Source organism: Clostridium beijerinckii HUN142 (genome assembly GCF_000621745.1).
Lineage (GTDB): Bacteria > Bacillota > Clostridia > Clostridiales > Clostridiaceae > Clostridium > Clostridium beijerinckii_A.
Genome location: NZ_JHXK01000005.1, coordinates 381,992 through 394,537, shown reverse-complemented (window position 1 = coordinate 394,537; position 12,546 = coordinate 381,992). Strand labels below are relative to the sequence as shown.

Sequence of the window (12,546 nt, the reverse complement as noted above, 5' to 3'; positions counted from 1 at the left end):
TATGAATAAAATAATATTATTGGGAAGATTAGTTAAAGACCCTGAACTTAGGCACACTGAAAATGGAGATAAAATTTATGCTAAATTTACAATTGCTGTGCAACGAAATTTTAGATTACCTGATGGAATTAGAGAAGCAGATTTTATACCTATAAAAGTTTGGGGAAAAAAAGCTGAAGTTATAGTAAAGTATATGAAAAAAGGAAGCCTTATTACTTTAAGTGGCAGACTAAGAACTGGTAGTTATGAAGATAAGGAGGGAAACAGAAAGTATATAGCAGAGGTTATAGCGGAAGATTTTAAGTTTCTTGAAAATAAGAAAAGTCAAACAGAGGCTTTATAAAAATATTGGCCTAGTTAATTTTAATGATATAAGGTATATGGATAGGTAAGTATATCACAACTAAAAGAATATGCTTATTACAGAAGAGGTTATCTAATTGCTATAATATTATTGATACGTTTGGATAACCTTTGAATAACATAAAAAGTATATTTTTACTTATAAGAAAAAGTATATTTAAAATAAATACTCTCTTAGCAGAATGTTTATTTATATAAAATCTCTAATAATGCTAGTTTAATTTAATAATACTAAAAATGAGTGATAAAGTTAGTGATGCAAGACAAGAGGGATTTATATTACAATAAAAAAGTCATTTTTTATGCTATAGAAATAAATAAAAATATTTGTAGAAAAAGTGTTGTATTTATGTGAATATGTGTTATAATAAATATGTAAACGATATCTATTTTATATTTTTCAATTATGGTGAAACAAAAAAAGAGATTATGAGGTGAAAAAAGAGCTGATAGCTCTTTTTTTATTTTTTTATAATGATGAATAGAATTTTAGTTGTTAAAAAATGTTATATTATATATAGAGAGAGAATATATACTGTTTTATATATCAAATTTCGACAAAATATTATTTTTATGTGGAGATTTAAAGAATGTATATGTTGTAAAAACTAAAGGAAGAAGTTTTATTGTCAATAAAAAAAATATAAATCTTGAAAAAGAGGACATGCTTTGACAATTTATTGATACATTATGTGATACTATAGGTTTGTAAACGAGGAATTACTATCTTGAGGGAGTTGAAAGGGTTATGAATTTGGTTGAGGAATATACATCAATTAATAGCGAGGCTGATGTGGAGTATAGATACGTATATAGGCTTATAAAGAAAGATTATAAGGGAATAACTGCATATGGAATTGAAATTGAAAGAAAAGATTACGTTGGTTTAAAAAACGTAAATTTAGAGAGAGAAAGAATAGATATAATATCAATTCATAGGCACAAAGTAAAACATTTACTTATGAAATTATTTAATAATCAAGTATCACCGCTTCATTTAATTGATATTATAGGAAAATATGTTGATGAGCACGCTTATGAGTTTGATATTGGTATGGGTGAGAAAGCTATAAATTAACGTTGAAGTATAGAAATAATTAAATATTTACGCTAATATATGGTAAGAGATTACTAAGAAAGGCGATAAATTATGATTATTGGAATTGGAACAGATATAATAGAGATTAATAGGATAGAACGTGCTATACAAAGAACAAATACTTTTATTGAGAGATCATTTACTTATGATGAAATTGCATATTTTAAATTAAAAGGATTTAAGGGGAATGTAATAGCAGGAAATTTTGCGGCAAAGGAAGCAATCAGTAAAGCAATAGGGACTGGATTTAGAGGATTTGGATTAAAGGATATTGAAATATTGAGAAATGAGTTAGGAAAGCCAGTAGTGAATTTAAGTGATAAAATTTATAACTTATTGGAGACAAAAGAATTTAAAATGCATGTTAGTATTTCACATAGCAAGGAAAATGCAATAGCCTATGCAGTCATGGAGGCAATATAATGTTAGAAATTTTTTCGGCTAAACAATGTAGAGAAATTGATAGGGAATGCATTGATTATATTGGAATCCCTAGTATAGTATTGATGGAAAATGCTGCAATAGGCTTATTTGGAGAGCTTTCAGATAAGGGTGAATCATTTTTAATATTATGTGGAAAAGGAAACAATGGAGGGGACGCCCTGGCATTAGCTAGACACTTGATATTACACGGGAAAAGGGTAAGGGTTTATATTGTAAGTAAAGACGAAAATTATAGTGAAGATTTTAAAATTAACTTTAGCATATTAGAAAAATTAACTGAAAAGAGCGACATATTATTTATAAAGTCAGAGAGCGATATAAATGAAAACGTAATATGCGATATTAAGGCTTATGATCTGTTAATAGACGGAATTTTTGGAGTTGGTCTTAATAAAGACTTAAGAGGAATATTTAAAAGGATTATAGAATGTATAAATTTATATGCAAAATTTGTAGTGTCAATTGATACTCCATCAGGTTTGGACTGCGATCTAGGGATTGAGAGAGGAATTGCAGTGCGTGCTAATATAACTTATACATTTGAGGTTGTCAAACAGGGTTTTTTGAATTACAAAGCTATTGATTGTGTCGGAAATATGAAAATATTAAAGATAGGTATTCCAGAATATATAAGAAAGAAGAACTCTAATAACTCGTATATATTAGAGAAGAAGGAATATAATCAGATGCTTTCTAAGAGGCAGGTTTATGGTCATAAAGGAGATTACGGTAGAGCAGTAGTTGTAGCTGGAAGGATGGGATTTACAGGAGCTGCCTTTATCACTACTGAATGTACAGTTAGAGCAGGTGCAGGATTAACTACATTAGCGTGCAGCAGAGAGGTACAAAAGGTACTATCAAGTAGATTAACAGAAGCTATGACATTAAATTGGGAAGATGACAGTAACTTTATAGAACTTATAACAAGAGCAAGCTCTATTGCTTTTGGTCCTGGAATTGGTATTGGAGAAGGGGAAAAATACTTATTAGAAAAGATCATAAGTAATAGTAAATGTCCCATTGTGATTGATGCGGATGGAATATCGCTTATAGGAGAGAATAAATATTTGTTAAATGATTTAAAAGGTAGAGCAATTATTACTCCACATCCAGGTGAAATGGCACGTTTTCTGGGAATAGCTATTGAAGATGTGGAGGCTGATCGGGTTAATATAGCAAAGGCAGTTGCTAAGCAATACGAAATAATTGTTTTATTAAAAGGGTACAATACCGTAATTTCGAACGGAAAAGAAGTGTATATAAATCCTACTGGAAATAGTAAGATGGCATCAGGAGGTATGGGAGATGCATTGACCGGAATAATAAATGCATTTCTGTCACAAGGAGTCAGCCTAAATCAAGCTGCTCTTTTAGGTGCATATATTCACGGAGATATAGCGGATAAATTAAGCAAACAAGTTTACATAGTAAATGCAAGAGATATTATAACTGAATTGCCTAAAGAAATTAACAGTATTATTGATTAATTAAGAATAAAGTGCCTAGGATTTTCATAAATAGTAATATGTAGTAATAAATCTTAGGAGGGCTTATGGATTTTAGAAAAGTATTGTTCAATAAAAAGTTAATTATAGGTTTTTTGGTGCTTATTCCAGTACTTATGATTTTATTAGTTGTTTTATGTAGAGATGTGATTACCCCTTCAAATGAAGATATAATTAGTGAACTTAGGAATACAAAATATTACAGTAGTAAAGTAGATTATTTGTTTAAGAATTCTAAGTCAGAATTCGAGGAGAATACAATGCAATATTATAGCTGTGATAAGGGATCGAGAATAGAATTCGGAAACGATTATAACAGAGTTAAGGTTTATAACGGCTCAGAGATAAAAGTTGAAGGAAGCGAAGATAAAGAGGGATATACTCTTGATAAGAATATAGACGTAATTTATCCTTTGGCATTCATAGAAAATATACTATCTAATAAGCAAGTTGATGAAATAAAAGAAGTTAAATCAGATTGGGGTCAAGGAGTATATTTGCAAGTAGATATAGAATTTAACAGTAAGAATAAGCATTTAAATAAAGCTGAATTCTATGTCGATAAGGATAAGAAGATCCCAGTATTATTAAAAATTTTAGATGATGATAATAAAGAGAGAGTAATAATAAAGTATAGTGATTTTAAAAAAGAAAAAACATTAAGTGATGATTTATTTTGAGTTAAATAAATTTATTAATTAGAAATCAAGCCAACATTAATATTAAAGAACGATATACTAAATCTAAACATAAATTTAAAGTACATATTATAAATTTTGTAGAGGAAACATTTAAGAATAATTATCTAGAGAATGGTAAAGAAGTAATACAAATCCTTTGACAAATTGACATAATTTGCAATATAATCATAGTTATAAGAACTTTTTACTGCTATGGAGGCGAAAAGATGTCAATAATTAATCTAAATAACATGAAAAATAAGAAAATAATTAACGCGGAAAGTAATAAAATTAAAAAAAATAGTGGAATTATGGAGAAATCGTTAATACAATATATTAACGAGGGATTTTCAGCCGATTTTGAAAAGCTAATGAAAAGTGGTTATCAAGAAATGGCTGAAATAAACTTGGAATATTCTAAATTAGGTTTTGAATATATGTTAGATGATGTTAATGAGTATGAGGCATGGATTTGCGGAGTGTGATTATTTAAAAATGGCAAACATTGTGGTAAAAAGAGGGGAAATTTTCTATGCGGATTTAAGTCCAGTTATAGGATCCGAACAGGGCGGAATAAGACCTGTTATTATAATACAAAATGATATTGGAAATAGATATAGTCCTACTGTTATTGTAGCTGCAATAACATCTCAAATAAATAAAGCTAAACTTCCTATTCATGTTGAAATTTCATCAGAGGAGTATGGATTAAATAGAGATTCTGTTGTCTTATTAGAGCAAATAAGAACATTAGACAAGAGAAGACTTAAAGAAAAAATTGGACATATGACTGAAGCAGACATGAAAAAGGTTGATAAGGCATTGGCAGTTAGTTTGAATTTAAGCTAAAGAGATGATTGGGTTTTATATCTATTGATATTAGGAGTGGTATGGGTAATTCTTTATTTGTACTACTCTTTTTATGTATAAGAATACTCTATACTGAATTAAAGCTCTTAAAAGTATATCACATTTATAAATGAAGTATACAAGTTATATTTTCTATGTTAGAATAAATATGTTAAAATAAAACATAATATAAATGAGTAAATTAATAATAGGGGGTTGTATAATGAATAATGAATACAAACTTGAAGAAATCTCAAAGTTAATGAGAAAAGATATAGTTTCTATGCTTACAGAATCATCATCAGGTCATCCGGGAGGTTCTTTGTCAATAGCTGATATTATGTCAGTACTATTCTTTAAAGAAATGAACATAGATGTATCTAATGAAAAAGATCCAAATAGAGATAGATTTGTTTTATCAAAAGGCCACGCTGCGCCAGCATTATATAGTGCGTTGGCGAGAAAAGGATATTTTGAAGTAGAAGAGCTAAATAGCCTAAGAAAAACAGGTTCAAGGTTACAAGGACATCCTAATATGAATGATTTACCTGGGATTGATATGTCTACAGGTTCTTTAGGCCAAGGAATTTCTGCTGCTGTTGGAATGGCATTAGCTGGAAAGCTTGATAAGAAGGATTATAGAGTATATACTATTCTAGGAGATGGAGAGCTTGAGGAAGGCCAAGTTTGGGAAGCATCAATGTCTGCAGCTCACTATAAATTAGATAATTTAACTGCATTTATAGATAATAATGGATTACAAATAGATGGAAATATAGAAGATGTTATGAATCCAGGTCCAATAGATAAGAAATTTGAAGCTTTTGGATGGAATGTTTTAACTATAAATGGTCATGATTATGATGAAATTATAAATGCCATTGCAAAAGCAAAGGAATTTAAAGGAAAGCCAACTGCAATTATATGCAATACAGTAAAAGGTAAGGGCGTTTCATTTATGGAAAATCAAGCGGGATGGCATGGAACTGCTCCAAATAAAGAGCAATGTGAGCAAGCGTTAAAGGAAATTGGAGGGGAAAACTAATGGGAAATAAAATAGCAACTAGAGAGGCTTATGGTAAAGCGTTAGTAAAACTTTCAAATTTAAATAAAGATGTTGTAGTACTAGATGCTGATTTATCAAAATCAACTAAAACAGCTGATTTTAAAGCTGTCTCACCAGAAAGATTTATAAATATGGGAATAGCAGAATCAAACATGATGGGAGTTGCAGCAGGGCTTTCAACATGTGGGAAAATTCCGTTTGCTAGTACATTTGCAATGTTTGCAGCAGGAAGAGCTTTTGAACAAATAAGAAATTCTATATGCTATCCGAATTTGAATGTCAAGATTTGTGCAACTCATGCAGGATTAACAGTTGGAGAAGATGGAGCGACTCATCAATCTATAGAGGATATATCGTTAATGAGAAGTATTCCAAATATGACTGTAATTAACCCGGCAGATGATATAGAAACAGAGGCCGCAATATTAGCTATAGCGGAATATAAAGGACCTTGCTATGTTAGATTAGGAAGATTAGCTGTTAGCACTGTAAATAGCTTTGATAATTATAAGTTTGAAATTGGAAAAGGTGTGACATTAGCCCAGGGTAATGATGTTACTATAGTTGCAACGGGATTAATGGTTGAATTAGCGTTAGAGGCTAAAAAAGAGCTTGCTAAGGATGGAATTGATGCAAGAGTAATAAATATACATACAATAAAACCAATTGATAAAGAATTATTGGCTAATGCAGCGAGAGAAACAGGGGCAATAGTTACAGCAGAAGAACATAGTGTAATTGGTGGTTTAGGTTCAGCAGTTGCTGAAGTTTTAACAGAAGAATGTCCAGTGCCAGTATTAAAAGTTGGAATAAAAGATACTTTTGGTGAAAGTGGTAAGCCAAACGAGTTGTTAAAAGCGTATGGGTTAACAGTAGAGGCCATAGTAGAGCATAGTAAAAAGGCTATTTCATTAAAGAAATAATAAATCCAAAATAATAGAATATAAAATACTAAAAATGCAAGATATAAAGCTTATGAAATAGCCGAAGATCTTGCATTTTCTATTTTTGAATAATCAAAAATAAACAAGGAAAACTATGAGAGAAATTCTAATATAAATAAAAATTAAAAGGGGAAGATGATAATGAAAAAATCAAAATTTAGGGAATATTTAATAATAACATTTGGGATAATTCTAGTTGCACTTTCGATTGAGTATTTCTACGCTCCAAACAATATTGCAGCAGGTGGAGTAACAGGAATAGCAATAATTATTAATGCAGTTATGCCATCCTTTTCAATAGGTGTAGTGAGTTTTGTATTAAATGGATTATTATTTATAGTAGCACTTATATTTATTGACGGAAAATTTGGGGTGAAGACGATTTATGCTAGTTTAGGATTGTCAGCTATAATATGGGCAATCGAGAAATTTTTAAGGCCAGCAGCGATTACAAATGACCTAATGATGGCAACTATCTTTGGAACATTAATTTCAGCATTTGGAATGGCTATTATATTTAATGAAAATGCATCAACAGGAGGAACTGATATATTAGCAAAGATGTTAAATATATTTTTCCATTTAGATATAGGAAAAGCTTTATTAGTAGTGGATTTTACAATAACTTTAGCAAGTGCATTTGTATTTGGGGTAGATGTTGCGTTGTATTCTATGCTAAGTATAATACTACTTGGTTTAATAGTTGATAGAGTTATAGAAGGATTTAATGTTTGCAAAAGTATATTTATTATTAGCAAAAGTAATTATGAGATAAGCAGATATATAATAGATACATTAGATAGAGGATGTACATTTATAAATGGTGTGGGAGCATTTACAGAGAAAGAAACCAACATACTTTATGCAGTTTTAAGTAGAAATCAATTCATAAAATTAAAGAAATTCATAAAGGATGTAGATCCTGATGCCTTCATAACAGTAGGGGAAGTTCATGAAGTATTAGGAGAAGGATTTAACGATATAAAACAACACTAATTACCAACAAATGGCTCCAAATTTAATAAATTTGTATAACATTAGAAAGTATTCTTATGTTATAATTAATTTTGTAGGTTTTGCAATTAATTTGCGGAATATACAATAAAGAAGGAGTGTTTGAGTATGATCGAGTTTAGAGGAGTATCTAAAATTTACAATAATAATGTAAAAGCATTATCAGATATTAATGTTGAGATAGAAGCAGGAGAATTTGTATTTTTAGTAGGACCAAGTGGATCAGGGAAATCTACTTTTATAAAGATGCTTTTGAAAGAAATTGAACCAACCAATGGAAAAATATTAATAGGGGATAAAGATTTATCGACTATTAATAGGCAGCAAATACCTTATTACAGAAGAAAGATAGGAATGGTATTCCAAGATTTTAGGCTGATACCAACTCTTAATGTATATGAAAATGTTGCATTTGCTATGAGAGTTGTAGAAGCATCTCAAAAGGATATAAGAAGAAGAGTTCCAATGGTATTATCGTTAGTTGGATTATCTCATAAATATAAAATGTTTCCTAACGAATTATCAGGAGGAGAGCAACAGAGAGTTTCTTTGGCAAGAGCGCTAGTTAATAATCCATCTGTTCTAATTGCTGATGAACCTACTGGTAACTTAGATCCAGATACAGCTAGAGAAATAATGTCATTACTTGAGGATATAAATAAATCTGGAACTACAATTCTGATGGCTACACACGCAAAAGAAATTGTTGATTATATGAAAAAAAGAGTTATAGCTATTGAAAAGGGAGAAATCGTTAGAGACGAGAAAAGAGGTAAGTACGAAGATGAAAATTAATACTATTGCACATTTTATTAAAGATGCATTTACAAGTTTAAAGAGAAATAAGACTATTAGTATTGCTTCAGTAATTACTGTACTTATAACATTCTTTGTTTTGGGGATATTTATATTAGTTGCTAACAATATAAACAAAGGAATAAGTACTGTTCAGAACAAAGTGGAGTTGAAAATATTCCTTAAGGATGATATAAAACTTATTGATCAAAGAGAGATAGAAATAAAATTACGAGAAATTGAAGGGGTTAAAGACGTAAGATACCAATCAAAAGAAGAAGAGTACAAGAATTTTCAAAGTACTACAAATGAAAATGAAGGGCTGCTAAAAGGGTATACGTTGCAAAATAATCCTTTTTCAGCATCATTTACAGTGAAGCTGGAATCACCAGAATATGCGTCAGCTGTAAGTGAAGGAATAAAAGATTTCGAAGGTGTTGAGACTATAGGTGATCAACAGGAATTAGTAGACAAGATTGTAGGAATAGTAAATGGTGTAAAAATAGTTGGTTTTGGATTGTTTATAATATTAGTGGGTGTTTCAATATTCTTAATAATGAATACGACAAAATTAACTGTATATTCAAGAAGAAGAGAAGTTGGAATTATGAAATTTGTAGGGGCTACCGACTGGTTCATTAGATGGCCATTTGTAATAGAGGGAATGGTAATAGGGTTTATTGGAGCAACATTAGCATGTGGAGCATTATTTGCTGCATATAATGGACTAGTTAGGTGGATTGCTTCGCAACTAGTATTTGTAAGCCTTGTACCAGCAACGTTTATTTTCTCAACTTTATTATGGCAATTTATGCTTGGTGGCATTATAGTTGGTGGAATTGCTAGTATAATTTCATTAAGGAAGTTTTTAGTGGTATAATTTTTGCAAATAAGTGTAAATATAATAAAAATAGGAATAAAGAAAAATAGTTTTTATACTATAAAATCTTGAGAAAAACTTTACAATATAATCCACTTTAATCTATAAAGATATATATTGGGATTATATGTATGATACATATGAAAGGGAGTCTTTATAGGTGAAGGAATCAAGAAAATACATATTTGCAAATAGAAGACAAAATAGAAAAATACTTTTAATACCAACGATATTGTTTATGGTACTTCTTATATGTGTATCCTTTTTAGGAGGGAACTATATAGCCACTAAAGGCATATTTCTAGTAAGAACATCACCAGAAGTCAAGAGTACAGCTTCGCAGATAAATGATAAGAGTAAATATTCAGCACTTTTTACAGTTAGAGATAAATTAATTGAAAAGTTTGATGGTGAAATTGATGATAATGCTCTCTTAGAAGGAGCCATTAAGGGAATGACTAATGCCTTAAATGATCAATATACTGTATTCATGAATCAAAGCGAATTTGATGATTTAATGAAACAAAGTAGCGGAAGCATGACAGGGATAGGTGTTACTGTTACATTAAAAGATAAGCAGGTAACAATTTTGGAAACTGTTAAGGGAGCGCCTGCTGACAGGGCTGGACTACAAGAAAATGATATAATTGAAAAAATAAATGATGTAGATGTATCAGGCGATGATTTAAAAAAAGCAACGTCTATGATTGCAGAGGCAAATAATTCAGAGTTGAAACTGACTATTAAGAGAGCAGATACAAATGAATTTGATGTTAATGTAACGCCAGAAAAAGTAAAGATTGAGTCAATAAAGGGAAATATGCTAGATTCTTCGATAGGGTATATTCGTATAAAGACTTTCATGAATGAAAATACTACGGAAGATTTTAAAAATACTATTGATGAATTAAAATCTCAAGGGATGAAAGGCTTAATAGTAGATTTGAGAGAAAATCCTGGTGGGCTATTAACAGAAGCAGTAGGAGTTGCATCACAGTTTATTCCAAAAGGAAAGATAATAACCTACACAATTGATAAATATGAGAACAGAAATGATTCGTTATCTATTGGGGGAGATGCAGAAGGAATGCCATTAGTTTTATTAGTTAATGGAAATAGCGCTAGTGCATCAGAAGTTGTAACTGGGGCTTTGAGAGATTATGGAGCAGCAACAATTGTTGGAAAAACTACTTTTGGGAAAGGCATAGTTCAGCAAACAATTAAATTTGATGATAATATTGGTGGACTTAAGGTAACTATTTCTAAATACTATACTCCAAATGGAGAGAATATCCATAAAAAAGGAATAGCACCGGACTTTGAGGTTACAACACCTATTAGTATTGATGAAAAGGGCTATGATAAAAATGCCGATGAACAATTGAAGACAGCAATTGAAAAAATAGGAGAAAAGATCCAATAGGGAGGGATTAAATGGGTTTATTTATATATACGCTACGAAGCGTGTCAGGTGCGATAGTAACCCCTCCATTAGTATTCTTATTAATACTTTTAATAATAGTACTACATTCAAAGAACAAAAAAGTAGTAACTATGCAAAAAATAATTTTAGGAGGTAGTGTAAATTCATCTATTGAACTTACACTATCTCAACTTGTTTTAGGAATTATAGGTGGAATTATAGGAAGCATAATACTTACAAGTTTAGGTGTAGTTTTTAGTGAAAATTCTGGAATATCGTATTTGTTTGTTATATCAATATTATTAATGCTTATAAGACCAAGGTTAATATGCTTTTCTTATTCAGGAGCAATTCTAGGTGGCTTAGTAATTATAATTAAATTGATTAATATATTCATTCCTAATAGCTTAGGAGTTTTGGATTTAAATATATTTTATTTAGCAATTCTTATAGGAGTATTTCATGTTATTGAAGGAATATTAGTAATTATTGATGGAGATAGAGGAGCTGTACCTGTATTTACAAATAGAAACAATAAAATTTTAGGCGGATATGCATTAAAAAGATATTGGGCATTGCCAATAGCAATAATTATTGCTATGAATGCAAATAATTCAATGTTGAGTTATATGACAGACTCTATATCTAATCCGGATTGGTGGCCATTAATTAAATTACCATATGGACTCGCTTTAATAGCTGGAAGTATTATTTCTATAGTTCCTTTTTATATGGTATTAGGTTATTCTTCGATTACATTTACAAAAAGCAAAAGAGAAAAAGCTGTATCCTCAGGAGTTCACATATTAGTTTATGGAATTCTTCTAATAATTTCAGCTCAAATTGCTAGGTTCGGAATTATTGGGGAAATATTTATTGTGATTTTTATGCCAGTAACTCATGAATTAATGCTTAAGCTTCAAGTAAATAGTGAGAAAAACAAGATGCCTAAGTTTGTTAGCGATGAGGAAGGCCTGATGGTTCTGGAAATATCAGCAGATTCTAAGATGCGGGAATTTGGAATTGGCATTGAAAGTAAAGTTTTATCAGTTAACGGTAAAAGTATTAATTCAGAAGCGGAAGTTTATGGGATTTTAAAGGAAAACTTATACAATGCAGTTCTTAAAGTTAAAAATTCCCATGGGATGGTGAAAGATATTCAATTTAGGCATAATAAAAATACTAGGCTTGGAATTTTATTGGTGCCTAGAAATGTAAGCGAAGAAGATATTGTGGCAGTCGACGGAGAGGATTTTAAAAGCGTTTTGAATTCATTAAAAGGTTCAGAAAAAAACGTCGATTATAAAATAAAAAAAGAGAATGATATGGAGCATAATAAGGATATTAAAAATAAAGATAATAAGATGTGATTAGAAGGTGGCTTAGCCACTTTTTTCTTTAATTGATAAAAAAATTGAAGTGAGAGATATTTATATTCAGTGTAATTTTTAATTAATAAATAATTTTAATTATAACTCGATTAA

The 12,546-nt window shown here is 30.1% G+C and carries 14 protein-coding genes; all 14 read left to right on the top strand.

What is annotated here, in order from left to right; translation table 11 throughout:
• The first annotated feature begins 1 nt into the window (after position 1).
• Complete coding sequence (locus T483_RS0101545; protein WP_026885236.1) at positions 2 to 343, top strand: single-stranded DNA-binding protein; 342 nt, start codon at positions 2 to 4, stop codon at positions 341 to 343.
• Positions 344 to 1,111: 768 nt separating this feature from the next.
• Complete coding sequence (locus tag T483_RS0101535) at positions 1,112 to 1,441, top strand: DUF6514 family protein (RefSeq protein WP_026885234.1); 330 nt, start codon at positions 1,112 to 1,114, stop codon at positions 1,439 to 1,441.
• A gap of 72 nt (positions 1,442 to 1,513) precedes the next feature.
• Positions 1,514 to 1,885: a holo-ACP synthase gene (acpS, locus tag T483_RS0101530; protein ID WP_026885233.1), complete on the top strand. Its 372-nt coding sequence runs from the start codon at positions 1,514 to 1,516 to the stop codon at positions 1,883 to 1,885.
• Positions 1,885 to 3,393, top strand: a complete 1,509-nt coding sequence (locus T483_RS0101525) for a bifunctional ADP-dependent NAD(P)H-hydrate dehydratase/NAD(P)H-hydrate epimerase (protein WP_026885232.1) — start codon at positions 1,885 to 1,887, stop codon at positions 3,391 to 3,393. Before acpS ends, T483_RS0101525 begins: the two co-directional genes overlap by 1 nt.
• A gap of 65 nt (positions 3,394 to 3,458) precedes the next feature.
• Positions 3,459 to 4,091 carry a germination lipoprotein GerS-related protein gene (locus tag T483_RS0101520; protein WP_026885231.1) on the top strand — a complete coding sequence of 211 codons (633 nt, stop codon included), beginning with the start codon at positions 3,459 to 3,461 and terminating at the stop codon, positions 4,089 to 4,091.
• A gap of 227 nt (positions 4,092 to 4,318) precedes the next feature.
• On the top strand, positions 4,319 to 4,576 hold the full coding sequence (locus tag T483_RS0101515) for a hypothetical protein (RefSeq protein ID WP_026885230.1): 258 nt from the start codon (positions 4,319 to 4,321) through the stop codon (positions 4,574 to 4,576).
• A gap of 10 nt (positions 4,577 to 4,586) precedes the next feature.
• The gene (locus T483_RS0101510; protein ID WP_009172938.1) at positions 4,587 to 4,940 is read left to right on the top strand and encodes a type II toxin-antitoxin system PemK/MazF family toxin; all 354 of its coding nucleotides are present in this window, start codon (positions 4,587 to 4,589) and stop codon (positions 4,938 to 4,940) included.
• Between the two features lie 223 nt (positions 4,941 to 5,163).
• The gene (locus T483_RS0101505) at positions 5,164 to 5,985 is read left to right on the top strand and encodes a transketolase (protein ID WP_026885229.1); all 822 of its coding nucleotides are present in this window, start codon (positions 5,164 to 5,166) and stop codon (positions 5,983 to 5,985) included.
• On the top strand, positions 5,985 to 6,929 hold the full coding sequence (locus tag T483_RS0101500; protein ID WP_026885228.1) for a transketolase family protein: 945 nt from the start codon (positions 5,985 to 5,987) through the stop codon (positions 6,927 to 6,929). The genes T483_RS0101505 and T483_RS0101500 overlap by 1 nt, the downstream gene beginning before the upstream one ends.
• Before the next feature lie 162 nt (positions 6,930 to 7,091).
• A complete protein-coding gene (locus T483_RS0101495; protein ID WP_026885227.1) occupies positions 7,092 to 7,946 on the top strand; it encodes a YitT family protein in 855 nt (284 codons plus the stop codon).
• A gap of 126 nt (positions 7,947 to 8,072) precedes the next feature.
• Positions 8,073 to 8,759 carry a cell division ATP-binding protein FtsE gene (gene ftsE, locus T483_RS0101490; protein ID WP_026885226.1) on the top strand — a complete coding sequence of 229 codons (687 nt, stop codon included), beginning with the start codon at positions 8,073 to 8,075 and terminating at the stop codon, positions 8,757 to 8,759.
• Positions 8,749 to 9,639: a permease-like cell division protein FtsX gene (gene ftsX / locus T483_RS0101485; protein WP_026885225.1), complete on the top strand. Its 891-nt coding sequence runs from the start codon at positions 8,749 to 8,751 to the stop codon at positions 9,637 to 9,639. The genes ftsE and ftsX overlap by 11 nt, the downstream gene beginning before the upstream one ends.
• Before the next feature lie 160 nt (positions 9,640 to 9,799).
• Positions 9,800 to 11,062 (top strand): S41 family peptidase, encoded by a 1,263-nt coding sequence (locus T483_RS0101480; RefSeq protein ID WP_026885224.1) that lies wholly within the window; start codon positions 9,800 to 9,802, stop codon positions 11,060 to 11,062.
• A gap of 11 nt (positions 11,063 to 11,073) precedes the next feature.
• Positions 11,074 to 12,432 carry a hypothetical protein gene (locus T483_RS0101475; RefSeq protein ID WP_026885223.1) on the top strand — a complete coding sequence of 453 codons (1,359 nt, stop codon included), beginning with the start codon at positions 11,074 to 11,076 and terminating at the stop codon, positions 12,430 to 12,432.
• Positions 12,433 to 12,546 lie beyond the last annotated feature (114 nt).